This window comes from Rubellimicrobium roseum (assembly GCF_006152145.1).
In the GTDB taxonomy this organism is placed as follows: Bacteria; Pseudomonadota; Alphaproteobacteria; order Rhodobacterales; family Rhodobacteraceae; genus Rubellimicrobium; species Rubellimicrobium roseum.
In genome coordinates this window covers 508,492-530,728 of record NZ_VDFV01000001.1, presented here as the reverse complement: position 1 = coordinate 530,728, position 22,237 = coordinate 508,492, and the positions used below count along the sequence as shown (strand labels likewise).

Below are 22,237 nucleotides of genomic sequence, written 5' to 3'. Positions count from 1 at the left end.
CGGACCGCTTCGCCGCGCCGGCCCCCTCGGGCCCTTTCCCGCCCACGCCCGAGATGCTGGCCGAACCCGTCCCGCCCGATCTGGCGGCTGCGCAGGAGGACCGCCTTCGGAAGGCTTGGAAGGCGCCGAGTGGCTGGCGTTATTGGTCGGCCGTCAACAACTCCGAGGTCGGCGTCTGGTATACGCTCACCTGCCTGGCCTTCATGCTGGGGGCCGGTGTCCTTGCGCTCCTGATGCGGGTGCAGCTCGCCGTGCCCGAAAATGGGTTTCTCTCGGCTGACCGCTACAACCAGTTCTTCACGATGCACGGCTCGGCGATGATGTTCCTCTTCGCTGTCCCGATGTTCGAGGCCGTGTCGATCCTGCTGCTGCCAGCGCTCCTTGGCGCGCGAGACCTGCCCTTTCCGCGGCTGTCGGCGTTCGGCTACTGGTGCTTCCTGATCGGCGGCGTCTTCGTACTGGGCTCGGTATTCTTCGACGCTGCCCCCAACAGCGGCTGGTTCATGTACCCGCCCGTCTCGCTCCAGCAGGAGGGGGTAGGCCCGGACATCTGGCTGCTCGGCCTTTCCTTCATCGAGGTGGCCTCCATAGCCGCCGCCGTGGAACTGATCGTGGGCACGCTCAAATGCCGCCCGCCGGGGATGCGGGTGAACCTCATGCCGCTCTACGCCTGGTACGTGATGGTGGTGGGCGGCATGATCCTCTTCGCCTTCCCGCCGCTCATCGCCGGGGACTTCCTCTACGAACTGCAGAGCGGCTTCGACTGGCCCTTCTTTGACCCCGAGCGCGGGGGCGACCCGCTTTTGTGGCAGCACCTGTTCTGGATCTTCGGGCATCCGGAGGTCTACATCATCTTCCTGCCGTCGATCGCGCTCACGGCGATGATCGTGCCGACCTTCGCGCGCCGGCCAATCGTAGGTTATTCCTGGATCGTGCTGTCGGCCGTGGGGACGGGGTTCCTGAGCTTCGGGCTCTGGGTCCACCACATGTTCACGACGGGGCTCCCGGCGCTGTCGCTCGGTTTCTTCTCGGCGGCCTCCGAGGCGGTGGTGATCCCCACCGGCGTCCAGCTCTTCGCCTTCGTGGCCACGCTGCTCGCGGGCCGGGCGCGGATGGGCCTGCCTATGCTCTGGATCGCGGGGGCGCTTGCCATCTTCACGGCCGGGGGGCTGACCGGCGTGATGGTCGCCATCGCGCCCTTCGACTGGCAGGCGCACGACACCTACTTCGTGGTGGCGCATCTCCACTATACGCTCTTCGGCGGCTTCGTCTTTCCGGTGATCGCGGGCGCCGTGTACTTCTACCCCGTCGTGACGGGGCGGATGCTGTCCGAGCGGCTCGGGCGCTGGGCCTTCTGGCTCATCTTCGCGGGCTTCAACATCGCTTTCCTGCCCATGCACCTGACAGGGCTGATCGGGATGCCGCGGCGGGTCTTCACCTACCCGGCCGAGATGGGCTGGGGCGGGCTCAACATGGTTTCGACGTTGGCTTCCTTCGTCATCGCGGCGGGCTTCGCCGTCCTGGTCTGGGATCTGCTGCGCGCCGCCTGGGTGGGGCCTCGGACGTCGCGCAACCCGTGGAACGCCGGCACGCTTGAGTTCGTGCCTGATCCGGACGAGAACTGGGGTACCCGCTCCATCCCTTATGTCCATACCCGCTATCCCGCTTGGGAACAGGAAGCCTTCGTCGAGCGCGTGGACTCGGGTCGCTTCTACCTCCCCGACGCGCCCGAAGGCCTACGCGAGACGCTCGTCACCTCGGTCATCGACGCGCGCCCCTTGCAGGTGCTGCGCGTGCCCGGGCCAAGTTGGATCACTCATGTCGCCGCGCTCTTCACCGCCGGGGCCTTCATCCTGCCGGTCTACCACCTCTACTGGGCCGCCGGGGTATCGAGCGCCCTCGCCATCCTGACCGTCTGCGTCTGGCTTTACCTCTCGGCCCGCAGCCACCCCGAGGCCGAGACTAAGGACGCCGGGCTCGGCCTGCGGCTGCCGCTCTATGTGTCGGGGCCGTCCTCCGTGGGCTGGTGGGCCATGTGGATCACCATGCTGGGCGACGCCACGGCCTTCGCGAGCCTCGTCTTCGGTGTCTTCTTCTACTGGACGGCAAGGCCCGACTTCCCGCCCGAAGGCGCCGCCATGGCCAGCGGCACCCTTGCCGTCGCGGCGCTTGTGGCCTTGGCCCTGAGTTGGGCGCTGACGCTCACGGCACGGGTTGTCAACGCCCGCGGGCGCCCGTGGACGGCAACGCTCTGCCTGGCCGTGGCACCGCTCCTCGCGGTGGCCGGTGGGGCGGCGCTGCTCGGGTCGGTCTGGCTGCCCGACCTCGATCCCACAAGTCACGTCTATCCGGCCATCCTTTGGGCGATCGTCATTTGGACGCTCGTCCATGTCGGCGGGGGCATCATCATGCAACTCTTCTGCCTTGTGGGACTTTTGGCCGGAGACTTCACGCCCCGACATGACGCCCCGCTTTGGAACATTACGCTCTTCTGGCACTTCTTGGCCCTCACGGTGCTCGTGACCGTGGCGGTCGTCGCTGGCCTGCCGAGGCTCCTGTGACCGCGCGCCGCCATTCCGCCGGAGGCGAGCAGGAGTTCGCGGAAGAGCGCGCGAGCCTCGTCCGGATTACCTTCGGGCCGCTGATCTGGGCCATGCACTTCCTGCTGAGCTATGCCGGAGCCGCCGTCTTCTGCGCCAAGTTCCCCCATGCCTCCGAGCATCTCGACCTGCTGGTCTGGGGAATCGGCCTTGCCACGCTCGTGGCGCTGGCGGGGATCGCTTGGCAGGGCCAGCGCTCCTTTCACCAGTGGCGCAAGGGCAATGAGGACTCCCTGATCGAAGAGGACGCCGACGGATCGAGCGAGGACCGCCATCAGTTCCTAGGCCACGCGGCGCTGCTGCTCGCGGTAATCTCGGCCGTGGGCGTGATCTACACGGCGCTGCCTGCCTTCCTGACGGCGACGTGCCGATGAGTCGGGCGCTGCGCCTTCCCGCGCTCCTCCTGCTTGGGGTGGGGATCACAGCGCCGCTCGGAGGCAATGGCTTCCCGTCCCACATGCTGGGGCACATGACGCTTGTGGCGCTGGCCGCCCCGCTTCTCGTGCTGGCCTGGCCCGCTGCCTTCGCCCGACTGGAGGTTCCCCCGCTTGCAGGCGCCGTGATCGAGTTCGCCGTCGTCTGGGGCTGGCACCTGCCCGCGCTCCACGGCGCGGCACGGCTCTCGGGAAGCTGGTTTCTAGCCGAACAATTGCTGTTTCTCTTGGGTGGCCTCGCGGTCTGGATCAGCGCGCTGGGGGCTGCACAGCCGCTCGCCGGGGCAGGGGCATTGCTCCTGACCTCCATGCACATGACGCTTCTTGGTGCGCTCCTCGTGCTCGCACCCTCCGATCTCTACGCGGCCATCTGCGGGACGCCGCCGGACGTCTGGGCGCAGGGTATCGGAGGACTCCTGATGCTCGGGATCGGGACGCCGGTCTACCTGATCGCCGGCCTCGCGCTCACCGCCCGGGCGCTGCGCGGCGACAATGAGGAGCCTGCATGAGGACCGTGGTCTGGACCATCGCCACCCTCGCCCTGCTTGGCCTCCTTGCCGGTGGCGCGGTGGTCAGCTTCGGGCTCTACAACATCGCGGCCCGGGCAGGGCACTGGCCTATTACCGCCTGGGTGCTCCACACCACCTACCGCCGCGCCGTCGACCTTCGCGCGCCGGCCCCAGGCACGGCGCCGCCGCTGACCGAGGAGATGGCCCGGCTCGGCGTGCGCCACTTCGACGGGGCCTGCCGGATGTGCCACGCGGCCCCGGGCCAGGCGCGGACTTGGACCATCCGTTCCATGGAACCCGAGCCGCCGCCTATCGCCGAGGCGGTGGGCGACTGGTCCCCCGAAGAGCTTCACTGGATCATTTACAACGGCGTGAAGATGAGCGGCATGCCCCACTGGCCCTCGGTACGCGAGGACGACGTCTGGGCCGTGGTGGCTTTCCTGACCCGAGTGCAGGAGATGGACGCCGAGACCTACGCCGACTGGGCCGCCGATCCGCCGGTGCCTCCCGGGGCGCCGACCGGCCTTGCCTACTGCGCCGGCTGCCATGGTCTCGACGGACGATCAGGCAACGCCCGCATCCCTCGCCTCGACCTGCAGTCCGAAGCCTACCTCGCTCAGGCGCTGCAAAGCTTCCGCGAAGGGCGGCGCGAAAGCGGAATCATGGCGCAGGCCGCTTCGGCCGTACCAGCCGAGTCGCTGCCCGCGCTCGCCGCCTGGTTCGCCTCGGTCCCGCCCGCGCCGGAGGCGGCGCAGGTCGACGAAGACTTGGCTGCGCGAGGAGAGGAACTCGCCTGGGCCGCGACGCAGGATCCGGAGGTCCCGGCCTGCAGCGGATGCCACGGCCCCGAAGAGAGCGAAGTCCGGCGTGGTCCCGGCCCCGCTCTTGCCGGGCAGCACGAAAGCTACCTTGCCGAGCAACTCCGGCTCTGGCGCGACGGCCTGCGGGGGGGAGGTCCGGCGGCGGAGTTGATGGCCAAGGCCGCCCAGCACCTGGACGAGACGGACATTGCGGCGCTGGCAGCCTACTACGCGGGCCTTGAACCCGAGGCGGAGCGGCGCTGACCGGCATCCCACCGGCCTACGGAGTTGCCGGGCCTTATCCTTGGCCAAGTTGCCCATGCGGCATGACTGGCCGTGGCAATGCCCCCTTCCGGGCGGCCTCTCGCCCGTCTGGCTCCCGCCGTCGCATAATGCTTCAAAGCGCTTATCCTGCCGCTCGCCGCGCTGTCCATCTTGGCTGCCTCGGAGTTGACCGACGGACCCGTCCAGGAGGCCTCGGACGCACGCCCAGCGTGACCAATGGCATCAGCGAAACGAGCATTGCGCCCGAGATGGTGGGAGCTTCATCGGGCGCTGCGGCAACAGCAGGTGAGATACAGGGAGAACACCACTCTCACCGGTGCTAAAGGCCGCAGAGCATATTGAGGATGGCACCAAAGATCGGACGGGACGAACGGGGCGCCTTTCGTTGGGTCGGCCCAGTTGTCGGGCGTGGGGCTCAAGATCCCGCAAAATGCGGGGGTTCAATCCACGCCCCCGTGGCCAGGCTGACCGGAGCGCGCCATGTTTCGGCTTGCGCGGCGCAACTCATCCCGAAGGACCGTGATTTCTGTAGGTAGGACTCCAGGGGCCGCCGGTCCCGGGGTCTCGCTGTTCAGAGTGGCGCCCCACGGAAAGGATGTGAAGCTCGCCGGCATATGGCCGAGGACAGCGAAGCCTTGTGACTCGAGCAGGAGGCACAGGTTCCAACCTTCCGCATCCGTGGCCAGAACTCTGAGCCCATGGTCGCGACCAATTCCCTGTCCACTACAGTGCCTCGCCGTAGCTGGAAACACCGACCTCGATCCCGCGATCCGGCTCGAATTCGACCGTGCCGGCGGCGGTGAGTAGGATGAGGAGGACGGACGTAGGCGAGCACTCCGCCAAAATCCGTTTCGGCGCAGGCTGGTACGCAGGGCGATCATGCGATGGTTGGCCGTGCCCACGATCTGCACGGACCGCGCGCCAGAACGAGCCGGGCAGGACGCAGGAAGCGCAGGCTTCAAAACAGGCGTAAGGCGGACATGACGAGGTGGGTGCACCACAGGAAACCCTGGCGTTCCAGGAATCTGCACCGATTACGACGCCACTGGCTGCATCTTTCACTCCGGCGACAACAGGGTCGAGACAGACAGGATGCTCTGGTCGCGTGCCCTTGACCGCTGCTGCGGGTCAATTGTTAGGACGATTGCGGTCGACATTTGCCGCACACCGACAACCGCCGAGGCCGACCTGCACTGCGCGCCGAAGGCGGGCCCCAACCTCGTGCTACTCAACGGGTCTGCGCCTCGTCGTCGAATGGGCGGGGTGGATCATGCCTTCGTGACGGCGCACGCGTATGGCTACGACGACCCCGCCTGTACGTTGCGGGACTACACGCGCCCGCGAGTCGAGGGAGTCTTCGGCAGCCTACCATCCGTCGAGGGAAAGTCTTATCGGGATCATCTCGTCCGGATATCCACCGGGCGGGTCGTCTTTCATGCCCAGCCCCCATGCGCACCGACCGCTCACCCGATCTGCACGTCGCTCGGTCCGACCACTGGGTACGACTCCAATTTGAGAGCGGTGCCAAGCAGGGCATTGCCAAGGGCGACCGGGGGCAGATCAAGTTCCGCTGAGTTGTCAGCGAGGCGCCTGCGAAGATCGGCGACATCCCGAAAGATCGGGTTCCTTTGCCACCGCATCGGCCAACCATGCGACAGCGCCTTTACGGCCACCTAAAGCAGGATATGGTTCGCCCCGATCCAAATGGGATCGTCCAAGTGAACGATGAAATCGGGCCGGCCGTCGCCATTGGTGTCGCCCCGCAGCCAAGTATCGGTTGCGGTTCGGACGCATCTCAGTTCGCTCGCCCGACCGGAGAACGGATCGGTCCCGACGAAGTCGAAGCCCTGGTTGCCGGACCGCCCGGAGTCGGCATCGATGCCACGAAGGTCGATGCGGTCGCCAGAGGACGGCGAGAAGTCGTGGATCGTGTCTCGGGCCGAGTGGCTGGGTCCCGAATCCCGGGCCGAGCGGAACACAAAGCGGTCGGCGCCGGGACCACCCGAAAGGTGGTCCGAGCCTCCCCCGCCGCCGATCGTGTCGGCGCCACGCCCGCCCGAAAGGCGATCAGCACCGGTACCACCGTAAAGAATGTCAGGCCCCCCCCGTCCGTCGATCCTGTCCCGCCCGCCCAGCCCCTCGATGCGATCCGCCCGCATGGATCCGCGCAGAACGTCATCGCCATCGGTCGGGATCACATAGGGCGACCCACCATCGTGGGGGCCGGCCAGACGGTCCAGGTCGCGGCGAGGCGCGGCATAGGGGATGAAGCCGTCCTCCCGAGCCTGCCGGATGAACTCGGAGACGCGGGCGCCGCCGTTCACATAGTCAACGGCGAAGACCGGCTTGCCATGACTCAGGAAGTCCCGCTTGAGCACCGCGATCGTGGCTTCGTCCGGGTCGAGCGGGTTGTTCTCGTCGGCGTTTCCCCCGAAGTAGACGTCCTCGACGGCGATCCCCCCGATTGCGTCGAGATAGGCCTTCCTTCGCGTCGCATCGGAGCCGAGATCGTCGAGGATCCAGGCCCCGTTCTGCGGGATCACGAAGAAATCGGGATTGGTTTCCCGCGCATGGGCGGTGAGATCGACAATGAAGTCGACCATGCGCCGGGCGGCCTGCCGGGCATCGGCCGGATCGCCCGCTCGGCGTTCCCGATCAGGCACTTCTTCCGCCCAGAAGTAATACGCGTCGACGATGTCGAGATAGGCGGCATCAAAGCCTGCGCGCACGATGGCGTCGATCTCGCCGGTGTGACGGTCGTTGAAGATGATGTCCTGCCAGCGCTCGTTCCAGTAGCGGACCTTGCGCGATTCCGGCCAGTCGGGGTTCACCGGCCCGAGCCACTCCGGCGCCTGATCGGTTCGTCGCCCTGAGGCGGTGCCAGTGTCCGTCCAGCCGTCGCGCCAATAATCCCGATAGTCGGAGGCCTCGCCGATCGAGATGTAGGAGGCGACCACCGCCCGGCCGCCAAGGCCATCTTTCATCCGCACGATCTCGTCGTCGCGGAAACGGCCCGCATCGGTCCCGTCGCGCGAGGCGTCGATCACGAGCAGGTCATGAACCGCCGAAGCCAGCCTGTCGGAGCGTAAGGGGGAGCCGTTCCTTCCTTGCAGGACATAGCCCCAGTCGTCGACCGCAACGGGGCCGGTAGAGGTCTGGAACGTCACCACGCTGCGTCTCCCGTCAATCTCTGCCGTACGATCATCGTCTTCGGTCCGGTCGCTGGCGAGGCGCAACGGCTACCTGACGGCCGGGAGCTTGGGCGCCGGCCGAATCGCACGGCAGTGCGCCGCATCCCTCGATCGATGGGAGAAGATAGGGCTTAGACGCCTTCCTGGCCGGGGCAGCGGCCCTCTCTTCATCGCCGCTCCGGTCCAGCAGGGTCAGCAATGCGAGGCTGTCGATCATCCGGTGGCTGTCGTCGTCTCGCTCCACGGGAATCCGTTCGAGCGCCTCGGCCAGCGTCGCGATGGCGTCCTCATCGCCGTTGCGGACAGACAGGCCATGCCGGTCGAGGATGTCCACCAGCCGTCGAGCTGCCCGCACGACACCGAGCAGCGCGGCCCGCTCGGTCTGCACCCCGAGCAGGCTCTCCCAAAGGGCAGCCCAAGCCTCTCGCCTAGGCGGGCTAAGGTCCTGACCATGAAGGTGCCCGAGGGCCAGGATGGTGCGGCAGAGGGGATCGTGCATGGCAGGGCCTCGCGGGATGTCCCGGCATTGATGACGGGACCGTAGGAAAGGTTTGCCGGCATGGCTACTAGGGACGATCCGATCGAGGTTACACCCGTCCTTTCCAAGACCAGGGCAACTGTCGTCCATGCCCCAAACTTGGACAACTCGGGGCACGGACGCCACCGCCCAGAAGGACAGGGGCGCCGCCGCCGCTCTCCTCCTTCCGGGTCGGTCCGGCGCCTGTGCCATCGGGCATCCACCCCGTCCCGGATGGGGGGCGACATGGCTGATCGACGGCGTTGCGCTCGATCGGGGGGGGGCGACGACGCCAGGGTGTCATGAATCCTTGGTCCGCTCGGTCCAACCCGCTCTCGCAGTAAGGTCAGGGGCGGGTAGTCAGCTTGCTCTCTGAAGGACAAGGCAGCTCGAATGATGATGTCCCTCCGACCAGCTTCTCAGGGTGCCCGGCGCAGGTCATGGTCCTGCTGCGAAGCGCCCAGCCTCCTGGCCCCTTGGAGGAAAGCGAAACACACTGCGAGCCGAACATCCCCCGGCAAGCTGCACATCACGGCTCCGCGCCGCTTCGCCCCACACTTCCTGCCAACTGGGAGGTGTGGGGTTCCAGTATGGTCCGTTCACGGGTTGCCCCGACGCTGTCCGGGCGCCGTCGCCAGCGGCACCCGCCCGCACCTGAAGCCTTGGCCGCAGGTTGGTAGACGGGCGTCGGACTCAGAACTCGCCCACAGGTTCAATGCGGTGCGGCTTGGTCGCACCACGGCAGATCGCCGGCGCGGAGCGATCGACTGCTTGCATCGGGCTCCTTGCCGCTCGGTGCCGCAAGATGCCTCGGTCTGGGCAGATCATCCTTTGGGATCTTCATTAAGGCAGTTGGGAGGGTCTAAACGATCCATTTGTCGTAGGGCCACCGCACCGAACGAAACACCCGGGAAACAGAAGCGGTAATGCCCAAGAAACTTGAGACGGTGGTGGGAGATCCGCCAAGACGAGAACAACGTTGGAGAAAACCGCCATCACATATGTTACGTGAGGTGCCTGTCGCGGGTCGTCATATCCGTGCCAATCAATCCTGCGCAGCTGAGCACTTTCAGTGACGAAGAAACGTATCACAGACTTGTGAACGCAAATTGGCCGGAGGTGGTTCGCCTTCCAAGAGGTCAGGAGAGGCCTATATGCCTGACACGACACACTTTGTTGCGCTATAGTGAACAATAACTGGCTACAGCGAGCATCTGCCAGGAAGCTTTACTTGGTTCCTTAGCGTCATCTACTCTCTTTCTCAGGGGAAAACGGGACCGAGAGATGGACGCCAAGCCTCGGTCCTAGTCATGAGGGGATGACATGACTGGAAGCCGCGCCTGCGAAACCGCCCGATTCACGTCAAGGCGGCATACGTCTCACTACAGTTGATGGACGAAGGGGCCGAAGACGGTCCTGGCTCGGGACGTCGCGGCCCGAGTCGCAGTCAGGGCGCGGGTCGCGCGGCGGCGGTCCCGACCGTCCTCGCGCCGGCGCCGGTCGGTCGGCCTACGGATGCACGATCAAGGTGACCGGCGATCATGGCGCCGGCTTTGGAGGGCAAGCCCGTCAAGGGCAGGGCGCCCGTACCTGCGACAGGCTGATCCGCGGCCTTCCACTTGGCCGTGGCGGACGAACGTGACGGCAACTGCAATGCACTTCGAGCCCGAGGCCTGCGGCCTCAGGACCGCGGTGGTGTTCATGAGAGGTGGAAAGATGTTGGAATTCTCGAAGCAGCTGATCGTGGTCGACGATCATCAGTTCCGAGGGGACGCCGTGGCCGCGATCCTCGCGAAGCAGGCCCAGGGCGCGGGCCTCGGCCTGACCCAGATTCGGGCGCATGAACTGGCCAAAGACAACGGCTCGCTGCCGGATGGCCAGATCGCCGCATGTATCTATGTCATCGGGGGAGCCTCGATCTCCCATCCACAGGTCATGCAGACGATCGAGGCCTGCCGAATTGCGCTTCACGAGCGTCCGATCGTGGTGCTGGCTGACGAAGTCGACTCCGATGCGATCGACATGGCCATCGGTCTTGGCGTCTGTGGCGTCATTCCCACGCACCTGGCCTCCGACGTCGCTATGGCTGCCATTCAGCTCATCCTGGCCGGCGGGCGCTACTACCCGGACTCGGCTTGGCCCAGGCGATCTGCGTCGATCTCCGTCGATCGTCATGGAACGTCGGGCGCCGCTCGGGGAGAGGCGTCGATGCGGTTCGCTCCGGGCCGGGCCGCGGATGGGCCGATGCGCTTGCCCGACGACGAGGACCTCCTTGCGCCGAGGTCCAACGCCCAGCCGGATGGCACCATCGACGAACGCTGTGTCGAGGTTCACATAAACGGCCGTTCCCTGGTCCTGACGGCGCGACAGGTGGACGTGATCCGACTTCTCGAGCAAGGCTTGTCGAACAAGGCCATTGCCAAGGCGCTCGACCTCTCCGAGTCGACCGTGAAGCTGCACGTGCGCCATCTTCTCCGAAAGCTGAAGGTGAGCAACCGAACCCAGATCGCGCTTCTGGCGTTGTCGATGGAGCGGGAGCCGTTGGCGCCCTGAGCGATTGGCCGGACCTCAGTGGGGGCCTGCCGGGAGCTCTGGCCAATTGGAGGGTCACCGGGCGTAGAACGAGTCGTTCTCGCCCAGGAACGTCAGGTAGTCGAACTTCGACAACGCCCGATGGGCGACCACGAAGGCCATGACGGACATCACGAGGGCGCTGATGAAGAAGGCATAGGCCGACAGGCCGACCTGGGCCTGGAACACGAGGCTGGCTGACACATTGAGCGCCAGGAAGGCCGCCTGCATCAGAAGATAGAGCCGCGTCCGGTTGCACAGGAGCAGGACGGCGCAGCTCAGGTAGAAGAAGGCGTGCAGGAACACCGCGATCAGGCCGACCCGAAGAGTGATGATCTGATCGAAGCTGAAGTCGAGCGCCGCAGCCAGCGCCGGCGCCATGAGCACCATGCAGGCCGTCAGGGCGGCCTGCAAGTAGACGATGGCGAACACCCCCGACCAGACTGTCTGCCCCAGCGCATCGACCGAGGCGCGGATCCGAGCATAGGTCGAACGGTCACCGAGCCGTGCCCGGAAGGTTTCGACGCTACCCCGCAGGTCCGAATCGTGGAACACGAGCAGCGCCGCATAGCTGGGAATGGCCGACAGGTGCGCCAGGAACATGACGCTGTCGTACGGGCTGTAATGCGCGAAGCCCGCCGCCGACCGCGCCGCCCCGGGCGAGACCCAGTAGACCCACTTGTCCGCCCAGGCGGCGGTGATTGCGCAAAGCACGCCGAGCGCAAGGGGCCAGAGCCGCCGCATTTCCCGCCGCGTGTCGCCGAGCGCCCGCACCAGGTTTCCGTCCGATCCTCCTGCCGCCCGACGCAGGCGGATCAGCGCCAGACACACGCAGAGCGCAATGCCCGCCGTGAACGACCAGATCAGGGTTTCGGTGTCGACCCGGCCGCGCGTGGCCAGCATGATGGCGGCAACCGCCAGGGCCATTCCGCCCGCGAAGGACCAGATCAGCAGCCGATAGGCTCTGAGCGCCGTAAGCGCCGCGAAGCTGGTCCAGAGCATCGCGGCCGCTCCAGTCAGGAACACGAAGGCGAGCGCGACTTCGAGCGGCCCGATCCCGAGAAGCATTACCACGACGACCGCCAGGACCTCGGCCGCGAGCGCCGAGCCGACGGCGGCGGCCAGGAACAGCGCGGGAACCTGCCCGATGTCCCCCGAGTCCAGCCCGGCCCCGATCATCCGGGACACAGTTGCCCCCACCGGTCCGGCTGCCAAGGGGGCGAGACAGAAGGCATAGATCACCGTCAGGCGCAGATCTTCGACCGCCTCGAAGCCCAGGACCGGGGTCATGGTCACGGACACGACTGCCAGCGCGATCACGGACACTAGCCACGGGCCGGCAGCAACGACGACGGCGGCCATCAGGCCACGCGCCGGGCGCAGCAGGCCGCTGCCCATCCACCAGCGTAGCGCCTTGGCGGCCCACAGACCGCCCGTCGCGTCGCCGAGGTCGGTGCGGTTGCTGCTCATGCGGTCATCAGCTCGGCATAGAGGGCGCCGTAGCGCGCGGCCGACAGTTCGGATGTGAAGTAGGTCTGGACCCGCTGGCGCAGGGTCTCGCCGCAGCGGCGGCGCAGTTCGGCGTCGGCCAGCAGCTCGATGATCGCCTGTCCGATCGCCTGGGAGTCCATGGGGGGGGCCACGCGGCCGGCGCTCCCGAGATTGGGGGCCTCGTCGGGCGCCCCTTCGATGATCTCCCGGCAGGACCCGACGTCGGTGGCGACGCAGGGCACCCCGGCCGCGCCGGCCTCCAGCAGCACCAAGGGCTGCGCCTCGCTGATCGAGGTCAGCACGAGCACGTCGATGCGGCCGAGATAGTCCGCGATGTTAACCTTGCCGGTGAAGACGATGGTGTCGCCCAGCCCGAGCTCGTCGATCTGCCGACGGCAGAGCGCGAAGTAGTCCTCGTCCTCGTCCGTCGGCCCGATCAGCAGGAACTGCACGTCCGGGATTGCCTTCCTGACCACTGCGGCGGCGGCGATGAAGGCTTCGATGTCCTTGATCGGCACCACGCGGCCGATCAATGCCGCCGTCGGGCGCGACGACCGGCCGCCCTGGATGCCGCTGAAGCGCTCCAGAACGATGCCGTTCGGGATCACGCTCAGCGTCTCCTCGCGCGCGCCGAGCGCTCTCTGGAACGACTGGTTGGCGCCATAGAGCGTCGTCACGCGGTCGGCGCCAGCATAGACGAGGCGGGCATAGGCCTCGAAGGTCTCGATCCAGAAGTCGCGGACATCCGTGCGCTCCTCGCCACCTCCGAGGCCCGTCCGGATCGTGTCGGCGATCCAGTCCGCCATCACCAAGTCGATGCGCCGCTCGTTGGTGTAGATGCCATGCTCGGTGATCGCCGAGCGGGCCCCGTGCTGACGCGCGGCGCGCACCGCGTAGAGCCCGGCATAGCCCGTCGAGATCGCATGATACACGCGGGCCGGCGGCGCCGGGGCCGTCGCCGCCGAGATCATCCCGCCCACAAGGTTCCGCCAGGCCCAGAAGAAGTCGGGAAAGGAGGCGTGCGGTGCAACCTGCTGGTAGCAGGCCACCATCGCGGTCCAAGCCGCTTCGGAGGAGATCAGGTCGGACACGCTGGGCGGCGCGGGTCGGACGAAGCGGCCCAAGCCCGAGCGCAGCACAGGGCGGTCGGCCAGCGCAGCCAAGGCAAGAAAGGCATCCAGGCGGCCCTCGCGCGTTATGCCGTGGAGCAGGTCGGTCAACTCCTCCGCATCGATCAGAGGCTGCGTCAGCCCGGGTTTTCTCAGGCGGGGGGCGAGCGCCACTGCCTGGAAATGCGAGACGTTCTCGGGAAGCGTGTACTTCATCCCGCGCGGGCGGTCGTCGGACGTCAGGGCGACGACGCCGAAGGTCGTGTCGGGCTGGCTCCGCATCAGCCAGTCGAGCCAGGACGAGACTCCGCCCGCCACGAAGGGATAGCAGCCCTCGACGACGATGCAGACATCGAGCGGGCCCGCCGCCGTCATGCGACACCCCCGCAGGAATGACGCTTGAGCCGGGGCGGGCGCAGGAGTGCGTCCCTCGACCTGCGCGGCCGGTCGGCGGGAGCGCCGGAGACGCGTGCGGCCTGGGCCCGAAGTTCGGCCGCGGTGTCCGGGTCGACGAAGCCCGAGGCGGCGACCGCTTCGGCCTCGGCCGCCAGATCCGGGGGCAGGGGGCCCGCGACCGCCGCCGCGCGCAGCGCCTTGGCGCGTTCGCCGAAGCTGCCCCGCAGCTTGGCGAAGACCGCGGCCGCCTGGACCCGCAGCGCCGGCACCTCCGAGGCCAGCGCCAAGCGGAGCGCTGGCAGCATCTGCGGTCGATAGCCAAGGGAGATCGCGGCGATGGCTTCCTGCTGCCGGGCCAGGGATCCGGAGGCGAAGACCTGCGAGAAGGGTCTGGGCACCGAGGCGCCGACGCGTGGACGGCGGCCCTGCAGGATTTCTGCATGGACCAGCTCGGCCCGGGAGGGTGGCGCGACCCGGGGGGCCGGCCGGGCGATCGGCGCCGGTTCCCCGCCGCGACCGAGATCGCCGATGACCAGGGCGACACCACCAAGCGGGCCCAGCAAGAGGGCCATCAGGAGAGCCGCCGCGATATCCGTGCGGTCGGGCCGGCGCAGCCTCAGGGCGAGCCCACCGGCCAGCCCGACAGCGGCGGCATGAGCCGCGACGACCTGGGCCGTCGACAGGGTGTCCACGATCCAGAACCATGCGAGAGAGATGTCCACCGCGGCCAACGTTACCGACAGAATCCGCAAGCCGCTGCCCCGCCGCATCATGGCACCAGAGCCATCAGGGCCGGCGCCTGCCGGTTCGGTGGGCGGAAGCCGGAAAAGCCGATCGCGGCCGCCAGCGCTGCGAGCCGGGTGACGGCTTCCGGCGCAGACAGGGCCGGCGTGGCGGTTCCCTCCGTCGCCGTGTCGCCAAGCCCTTCGCTTCGAGCCGGGATCATGGCTGCGACGAAGGCATCGTCCCCGATGCGAACGGCGACCTGCCACTGATCGAAGGCTCCGGCTTCGCTGGGCCGGACCTCGGCCGCCCACCGGCCCAGCCGCTCCAGGTCAGTGGGGGTCAGGCTGGACGCCGACCCGGTCCGGACCGGCTCACGTCCTCGCACGCAGAACGCGGCGCCCCCCAGGCCCAGGGCCACTACCGCGTCGGCGAACGCGGCCTCGAAGTCGTCCGGGCAAGCTCGGGCCAGGGCGGCCAGCGCCGCCAGTCCAGGCTCCGGGACGCGATCGCCCTCTCCACCGGAGTTCGAGTCGGCGGCCTCGACCTCCATCGTGGCCAGATGCAGTTCCAGGGCGGCCACCGTCGCGTCCATCCGCTGCACCTCGGCAGCCAGATCCTCGTTCATCTGCCGGAGCCGGACGTTCTCCGCAGACAGCGCGGCTTCGTCCCGGATTTGACCTTGACGGAAGCCGCCGATGACGATCGCAGCGAGAAGCCATTGCACAGGCACGACAGCGAGCTCGACATAATGCGCGGCGATGTCGACCCCGACTGGCCGCGGGGGCCAATCCATCGACATCGCCGCCGCCGCTGCGGTGGCCACGCCCACGAAGAAGCCGCCCTGCACGGAGGCAAGGATCACCACGAGCCAGAACGGGTGGATCGCCAGGGTCGCATAGAACCCCTGGCCGAAGAACAGTGGCTCGGCCGCCCGCGCCACCAGCAGGAGCGTGACGGCCCCCAGGAGGTCGCGCAGGACCGGCGCCCCTCCGGCCGGGGGCGGCAAGGCTTCGGAGAGCTGGGGCATGGAACTGGGGGCCTCGCTCAACGCCACGACACGGGGGTGACAGGATCAGGAGGAAGGGTGCGGCGCCCGTCCGCGGCCGGTATCTCGGCCGGCGCGTCGGCGGGGGTCACAGTCACGAGATCCCCCGGGCGGACCCGCGTCTCGGGATCGGCCACGAATCGCGCGACGCCGTCGATCTCCGAGCGCTCGATCGTCACCGCGAAGACGCGCGCGTCGCGGCGTTCCATCGCAAGCTGCGCTCGAACAGCGCGCAGCTGCTCGCCCACCTGCGTGCGCTCTTTCGTGGCCTCGAGGGCCAATATCGCCAGCCGGTTGTGGCGCTCGGCCTCGCGCAGCGCCGCCTCGTGGCGGGCCAAGCGTAGCTCTCCTTCCAGTTGCAGAAGCGCATCGCGACGTTCGAGCACGGTCTGCTCCATGTCCATCCTTTGCATCGTCGCTGCGTCGACGGCATCATCTGTGGCGAGGCCCCGCTGCATCCGGTCGGACAGTTCCGCCTCGCGATCGCTCAGGTAGGCAAGATGCGTCTGAGCAGCGGCTAGGTGGGCCTGGGCGGCCGACAGCCGTCCGACCAAGCTGTCGATGCGGTCCGACGCCCGCTGTTCCTCGGCTTCCTCCTCGGCGATTTCGGCCAGCAGCACGCCGCGCTCGATCCGGACCCGGTCGGCGCCCAATGCTTCCTCCACGGCGTCCCAAGCATCCGGGTCGTCGGCGAGTGCCCGTTCGCCGGACAGGGCCGCGTCGATCCGGGCCCGCTCGAGGATCAGGCTCGCGGCAAGGGCGTCCAGCTCGTGCTCACGGGCGCGCAGGTCGTCCCGCTGCGACGGCGTGAGCGGATCCGCCTCGATGGCGCCCGCCTGCGCCAGCACGCGCTCGACCGTCAGGCCCGGCGAGTAGGCGTGCTCCCCGGGCGCGCGCACCAGACCACGCACCAGCACCGGAGGTCGCGCGGCGAAGGCGGCGCTGACGCTGCCGGTCAGCCGCAGGCGCTCGCTCGCGGCCAGAGTCACCAGCGCTTCGACGCAGGGCAGGCTCCGGCCGATGACGTCGACATGGCCGATGGCCGGCAGCGACACCGCGCCGGAGGTCCCGACCTCGAACGAGCCCGAAAGGTCGAGCCGTTCGAAGACGATGCTCTCGCTCCCCGGCGCCCCGTCCATGGAAGGGGCCGAGGCCAGGGTGCTGTGCTCGAAGAAGCGCAGGGCCAGCCGGTCGCCCAGGACCACCACATCGCTGTTGTCCCCAGGCGAGTCGCATCCGGCCAGAATCGGGCGCTCCGGCTCGGGCTGAGCGACGGGAACAATGTCTGCGCGATCGGCTTGGGATGCCTCCGGGGCCGGGTCGGACACATGTCCAACGGTTGGCGGCACGGTCGCGACGGCCGACGCGGCGCCGTCCGACCGCCAGCTTTCGGCCAGAACGGCCAGCCGAGCCTCGGCCGCATCGCGGAGCGGTTGCAGACGCGTGGCCATGGCCGCCACCGGGGCGGTGATGACCTCGGGTCCCTGTGTCGAAACCACGTTCTCGATCGCGATCGCACCCGCGCCCAGACCCAGAATGGCGGTCGTCCCGAGAAAACGCCTGATACCGTGCCAAGACATCTTTTCATCCCACCAAGATGTTTATGGATATCGTCGTGCGCTTTCGCCTTCGCAGTGCTTTCTGGATAGGATACAAGCGGAAACGGCTCAACACCGTGGTTGGCGAGGGGGGCTTCGCATTGGGATTAGTCTCCACCTGTCCGAAAGGGCTATCACCTTTTGGAATTTGGCTCCAATCGCTCCGAAAGGGGTATGGTGCCATTGGTGCAATCGCAATAATGGCAATTGCCATTCTGTCCGCGCCCGCAGCGAACGCGGCCTGCCGCGACGAAGGCGAGGTGCCGCGCACGGTTCTTGCACTCTACGATGGCGCGCGCGTCCCCGGCCCGCGCGCCACGCGCATCCATCGCTACGCGGAGATGACGCTCAACCACCTCGGCTACCGGCTGGTCTATGTCGACGTCTCGGAGGTCGCGGCGCGGGCACCGGCCCTGCCGGAGGCTCCGTTGGCGGCCACGCTGTCCTGGTTCGATGCTCCACTGGACGACCCCGGCGGTTTCGCGGCCTGGCGCGCAGGGCTCGCCGACGCCTGCGGCGCACGCCCCGCCACCGTCGTTTTCGGACACACCGGCCTGTCGGAGGCGGCCGCCGCGTCCGAGGCCGGGGCGACCTATCTCGGTGGGCTCGGCCTGACCTGGGCGCCTGGCGAGATCCCCGTGGGCGCCCACTCCTCGGTCGAGGTGATCGACCCGGACCTCCTAGGGGCAGAGACCGCGTTCGAGCCGCATCCGGGAGCCTACGCCAGGATCGAGGCGTTGGACCCCGGCCAGAGCCATCTCAGGCTGCGGAGCGGCGGCACCGCGATCGACCTGCTCATCCTGGGGCCGCGCGCCGCATATGTGGAGGACAGCGCCCTCGTCCGGGACGACCCGCGCGGGGGCCCGCTCTGGACGCTCGACCTTCCAGAGCTTCTGGAACGCGTGCTCGACCGGCCGCCCTGGCCCATCCCCGATACGACCACCCTCAGCGGGCGGCGCATGTTCTTCGCCACCGTCCAGCCCGAGGGCTGGCTCATGCCGCTGCCGGCGCGCCAGTTCGGCGAGCGTCCCCCCCTCGCCTCCGAGGTCTTGGAGACCGAGGTCATCTCGGCCTATCCCGATCTCCCGTTCACCGTGGCGCCGCTTGCGGGGGACCTCGACCCGGCCATCGCCGGGCCCGCGGCCGACCGGGCGCGCCCCGTCGCCGAGCGGATACTGGGGCTGCCGCAGGTGCAGGTGGCCACGAGCGGGCTCAGCATGATCCAGGACTGGACCTTCTTCGCGAGCTACAGCCCGGATGCCGAGCGGGAGGCGCTCGCCTCCGGCGCGGTCCCGCGCGAGGATCGCGCGATTCTCTCCACGGCCTTCCGGAACCTCGGCTCCGCCTTCGCGGACCCGACGACCTCGGCGCTCGACATCGCGCCGGGCGCGCCGCGCAAATACGCCGGCCTGCCCTTTGACCTTGCGGCCGAGACCAATGGCGCCATCGCGCGCATCGCCGCGCTGGCGCCGGACGACCGTTGGCCGCGGATGTTCCTGTGGACCGGCAACGCCACCCCCTTCCCGGACGCCATAGCCGCCGTGCAGGCCGCCGGCGCCTGGAACATCGGCGGTGGCGGCGGGCTCGCCCCCGACACAAGGCCCTCGCTTGCAAATCTCTGGCCTTTGGGCCTGGAGACCCCGGGCGGCCTGCAGATCTACAACGCCCTCAGCAACGATGAGCCCTACACCGACTTCTGGACCGGCAACCTGAGCGGCTTCCAGGCTCTGGCGCAGACCCTGGACCGCACCGAGACGCCGCGACGTCTCAAGCCCTTTCATCTGGCCTTCAGCGCCCGCTCGGTCGTCGACTTCGCCGGACAACAAAGCGTGCTGCGACATCTGGAGCGCGCACGCGCCGCCGAGGTCGCCCCCGTGTCGGCCACCCGCTACGCGGAGACCGTTGCCGGTTTCCAACGAATGCGCGCCGTCGCCGAGGGCGCGCTCGCCTGGCGGATCGAGGATCGGGGCGGTCTGCAGACGGTCCGCTTCGACCAGGCTGCCGGGCTCGCCCTCGACCTGGACGCCAGCGATGGCCCGATCGGGGCGCGCCGCCACGGGACGTCGCTCTACGTGGCGCTGGACCCGGCCGACCCGGACCCGCAGATCGTCTTGGCCGAGGTGGACGCGCCGACCGGCATGATCGCGACCGATCCGGCGCCGGCGCTGGTGCAGGCCCGCGCCGAGGTGCTCGCGGCGAACCATGACGCCTGCTCCCTTCAGGCCACGCTGCTGGGCTACGGGCCGGTCGATACGGAGTGGCTCGGGAAGCCGGGGCGGATCTACGAGGTGACCCTCTACGACCGCGACGGCCGCACTCGCCGGCACTGGGAGCAGGTCACCGCCGACGCGAACGGCCTCATTGCCGTGCCGCTTCCCTTGCCACCAGGGGTCGCGGCCGAGGTTTCCATCGCCACCCCCTGCTCACCGGGACAGTGAGGCCATGCAGCGCTACGCCTTCGCCCTTTTCGCCATCTGCGCCGTAGCCGTCTACGCCATCCTGGTGCTTCGGCCCGATCCGGCGGTCGAGTTCGAGGCCGAACTCTCCGGCATGGAGCCGGCCGAGGCTTTGGCACGGCTTGAGGCGCGCGATGGCCGCGTCGATCTCACCGAGAACCTTCGCCTCCTGCAGGCCCGGCTCGCGACGGCGGCCGGGGACCTCGACGCTGCCAGGGCCGCCTACGAGGAGATCATCGCGACCGGCAGCCCAACCGCGCGGCTGTTCGACGAGCTGGCCGATGTGGCCGCGCTCTCGGGCGACCTCGCGGCGGCTGCGGCCTTCAAGGCGCGCGCGCAGGACATGGAGCCCCAGGCCGACCGGCGGCAGGCGCTCGGCTACTGGTATCGCCTGCTCGGCGACGAAGCCGAAGAGACCCGCCTCTTGGTGGCGACGGCGCCGGAGCGGCTGACCGACTTCGAGCGCGAGCGCCTGGCCGCTCTCCTTCTCGCCCGCGGCGAAACCGACGCCTATCGCGACCTGCACATGGCGATCTCCGAGACTGGCGGCGAAGGCGCGCTCGCGGCGCGGCGCCGACTCCTTGAGCTGGGCATCGACGCTGGCCGGCCGGACGAGGCTCTGGAACTGGCGCTCGGCTGGTTCCGCATGGAGCCGCATCGGAAGGAGGGGCTTGATGCCAGCCTGAGGACTCTCGTGGGCCGCGGAGCCTTGGATCAGGCCGTACGTCTGGCCACGGTTGCGGTGGGCACCGACCCCGAGATCGGCCCCGTCCCGGTGACGGCCTTCATCGACACCGGCCATGGCGGCATCGGCCGCCGCCTGCAGGCGCTCTGGCTGGCCGGCGACGCCGGGCTCGACGGGCAGGACTGGCAGGCCTTGGTCCGCGTGGCCGAACGGACGGGGGACCTGACGGGACTGCGAGAGGCGCTCGCCCGTGCCAGCCATCGAAGATCCCCTGACGGAATCGCTGCGGACGCTCCGCCGCCGGCGACCGTCTTCCTCCAGTTCCTCCGCTACCAGGGCGCGCGGGCTCTCCTGCCGTATCAAGGCGCGATGACGAGCCAGACCTTTGAGGGCGCGCCGCTCGTCGGGGCGGCCTGGTACGGGTGGCTCCGCCAGCCGACCGCGACCTATGACTACCTGCTGGCCGCCGCCGAAGGGCCGCTGACCGACTGGGACCGGGCGATCTGGATGTCGGTCGCAAGCGATCTTCGGGGCACCCCGTTCTTCCGCAGCCTGCTGGCGGGCGCACCGCGGGATGCGGGGCTGCGCGAGCTTCTGAGCCGCGACGTCCGGTCCCCGGTCGCGACCGACGCTAGGGCCGAGTCGTCGGCGCCCACAGGCGGTTGAAGCCGGTGTCCTCGACGACATAAGGGACGAAGCCCGACCTCCGGGCCTCCTCCGCCACGCGCTGCTGCTGGGCCGCGGTGTCGTGCCCTCCGGTCAGGGCCACCGCGTCAACGGTCAGGATGGGCAGGCCGCTGTCGAGGAAATCTTCCTTCAGCGCCGCGCGGGTGTCGGGGTGGTCGGCCGACGACAGCGCGTTCTCCACGAGAAGGCCGTCGATGGCGTCGAGATAGGCGGCGAACGCCGGCCGGCTCCCGTCGTGGCCCGGGGGCTCGCCGGCGTCGCGTCCGATGAAGACCCCGTTGTTGACGATGACGAGGGCGTTGCAGTCCCAGGTCCGGACGCGCTCGGCGATTGCAAGGACGAGTTCCATCATGGCCAGCGCCAGACCCGGCGCGTCCTGCGGCCCCTCGGGCCGGCCGGGCTCGGGCCAGGACAGGCCTTTGTCGGTCGCATGAGTGTAATAGTGCAGGACGTCGTCCAGAAACAGCCCGTCGACGCCCAAGGCCATGAGTCGGTCCACCCGGGCCAGCATCACGTGGCGCCAGGCCGGCGTCCAGTAGGCGGACAGGTGGTCGCCGTGCGCGGTTCGCGGGCCCAGCCATTCCGGCGGCACGAACGCCTCGGCCTGGTCGCGCCGGGTCGACATCTCGACCCAGTAGTCCCGATGATCCTCGATCTCCCCGACGTTCAGGTAGCCAAGGGCCGGGCGCTCGCCGTCATGCGTGATCATCGCGATCTCCTCCGGCGTGAAGAACACCTCGCGTCCCGTGTCGCTGTAGGGCGCGCCGACCTTCGTCCCTTCCATGATGAGAAGCCCGTGCGGCTGGTCGGCCAGGCCCTGGGCGGTGTAGCGCTCGCCCCAGTACTGCACCCCGAACCCGGCCTCCAGGGCGCGGCGGAGGCGAAGGGCTCGGGACCGGTCTGCGCTGGCCCGGCAGGCGCGTTCGGTCGGATGAGGTGGAGACCCCGTTGCCGCATCTCCTGCGGGTGCGGGCACGACCCCGCTGGCCGGGACGACGGCATCGTCGGCCAGGGCCGTGGTGCTCGCGCAGAAGAGGCAGATCCACGTCAGGGCGCGCATGGCGATGGGCTCGCTTTCGCAGGCGATGTGGCACGTCCGGAGCCGACCATAGGCGGTATCGGCGTGGCGATCCACGG

The 22,237-nt window shown here is 68.6% G+C and carries 15 protein-coding genes; 7 read left to right on the top strand and 8 right to left on the bottom strand.

Going from position 1 to position 22,237, the window contains the following annotated elements:
• Window positions 1–53: 53 nt before the first annotated feature.
• From FHG71_RS02360 to FHG71_RS02345, 4 genes are read left to right on the top strand one after another with little or no spacing between them, the layout of a single operon-like run.
• On the top strand, window positions 54–2,561 hold the full coding sequence (locus FHG71_RS02360) for a cbb3-type cytochrome c oxidase subunit I (protein WP_246045314.1): 2,508 nt from the start codon (window positions 54–56) through the stop codon (window positions 2,559–2,561).
• On the top strand, window positions 2,558–2,974 hold the full coding sequence (locus FHG71_RS02355) for a hypothetical protein (RefSeq protein WP_139079979.1): 417 nt from the start codon (window positions 2,558–2,560) through the stop codon (window positions 2,972–2,974). Before FHG71_RS02360 ends, FHG71_RS02355 begins: the two co-directional genes overlap by 4 nt.
• Window positions 2,971–3,543 carry a cytochrome c oxidase assembly protein gene (locus FHG71_RS02350; RefSeq protein WP_139079978.1) on the top strand — a complete coding sequence of 191 codons (573 nt, stop codon included), beginning with the start codon at window positions 2,971–2,973 and terminating at the stop codon, window positions 3,541–3,543. Before FHG71_RS02355 ends, FHG71_RS02350 begins: the two co-directional genes overlap by 4 nt.
• Window positions 3,540–4,607, top strand: a complete 1,068-nt coding sequence (locus tag FHG71_RS02345; protein ID WP_139079977.1) for a c-type cytochrome — start codon at window positions 3,540–3,542, stop codon at window positions 4,605–4,607. The genes FHG71_RS02350 and FHG71_RS02345 overlap by 4 nt, the downstream gene beginning before the upstream one ends.
• A gap of 1,694 nt (window positions 4,608–6,301) precedes the next feature.
• Here FHG71_RS02345 and FHG71_RS02340 read toward each other — a convergent pair.
• Window positions 6,302–7,864 (bottom strand): MJ1477/TM1410 family putative glycoside hydrolase, encoded by a 1,563-nt coding sequence (locus FHG71_RS02340; RefSeq protein ID WP_139079976.1) that lies wholly within the window; start codon window positions 7,862–7,864, stop codon window positions 6,302–6,304.
• A complete protein-coding gene (locus tag FHG71_RS23345) occupies window positions 7,830–8,207 on the bottom strand; it encodes a hypothetical protein (protein ID WP_176559243.1) in 378 nt (125 codons plus the stop codon). Before FHG71_RS23345 ends, FHG71_RS02340 begins: the two co-directional genes overlap by 35 nt.
• Before the next feature lie 1,845 nt (window positions 8,208–10,052).
• On the opposite strand from FHG71_RS23345, the gene FHG71_RS02335 reads away from it, so the two are divergent.
• Window positions 10,053–10,889, top strand: a complete 837-nt coding sequence (locus tag FHG71_RS02335; protein WP_246045304.1) for a helix-turn-helix transcriptional regulator — start codon at window positions 10,053–10,055, stop codon at window positions 10,887–10,889.
• Between the two features lie 54 nt (window positions 10,890–10,943).
• Here FHG71_RS02335 and pelG read toward each other — a convergent pair whose 3' ends face one another.
• Genes pelG through FHG71_RS02310 form a run of 5 tightly spaced genes read right to left on the bottom strand, consistent with a single transcriptional unit; the run spans window position 10,944 to window position 17,254 of the window.
• On the bottom strand, window positions 10,944–12,377 hold the full coding sequence (gene pelG / locus FHG71_RS02330) for an exopolysaccharide Pel transporter PelG (protein ID WP_139079975.1): 1,434 nt from the start codon (window positions 12,375–12,377) through the stop codon (window positions 10,944–10,946).
• On the bottom strand, window positions 12,374–13,882 hold the full coding sequence (gene pelF, locus FHG71_RS02325) for a GT4 family glycosyltransferase PelF (RefSeq protein ID WP_139079974.1): 1,509 nt from the start codon (window positions 13,880–13,882) through the stop codon (window positions 12,374–12,376). Before pelF ends, pelG begins: the two co-directional genes overlap by 4 nt.
• The gene (locus FHG71_RS02320; RefSeq protein ID WP_218014009.1) at window positions 13,879–14,655 is read right to left on the bottom strand and encodes a hypothetical protein; all 777 of its coding nucleotides are present in this window, start codon (window positions 14,653–14,655) and stop codon (window positions 13,879–13,881) included. Before FHG71_RS02320 ends, pelF begins: the two co-directional genes overlap by 4 nt.
• Window positions 14,656–14,672: 17 nt before the next feature.
• On the bottom strand, window positions 14,673–15,656 hold the full coding sequence (locus FHG71_RS02315; RefSeq protein ID WP_139079972.1) for a hypothetical protein: 984 nt from the start codon (window positions 15,654–15,656) through the stop codon (window positions 14,673–14,675).
• A gap of 17 nt (window positions 15,657–15,673) precedes the next feature.
• A complete protein-coding gene (locus FHG71_RS02310) occupies window positions 15,674–17,254 on the bottom strand; it encodes a polysaccharide biosynthesis/export family protein (protein ID WP_139079971.1) in 1,581 nt (526 codons plus the stop codon).
• 218 nt (window positions 17,255–17,472) lie between these two features.
• On the opposite strand from FHG71_RS02310, the gene FHG71_RS02305 reads away from it, so the two are divergent.
• Entirely contained in the window at window positions 17,473–19,710 is a 2,238-nt protein-coding gene (locus FHG71_RS02305) for a polysaccharide deacetylase family protein (protein ID WP_139079970.1), read from the top strand.
• 4 nt (window positions 19,711–19,714) lie between these two features.
• The gene (locus FHG71_RS02300; protein WP_139079969.1) at window positions 19,715–21,079 is read left to right on the top strand and encodes a tetratricopeptide repeat protein; all 1,365 of its coding nucleotides are present in this window, start codon (window positions 19,715–19,717) and stop codon (window positions 21,077–21,079) included.
• Here the strand turns inward: FHG71_RS02300 and FHG71_RS02295 are convergent.
• The gene (locus tag FHG71_RS02295) at window positions 21,045–22,235 is read right to left on the bottom strand and encodes a glycoside hydrolase family 191 protein (protein ID WP_139079968.1); all 1,191 of its coding nucleotides are present in this window, start codon (window positions 22,233–22,235) and stop codon (window positions 21,045–21,047) included. The two genes, FHG71_RS02300 and FHG71_RS02295, sit on opposite strands and share 35 nt — an antisense overlap.
• Window positions 22,236–22,237 lie beyond the last annotated feature (2 nt).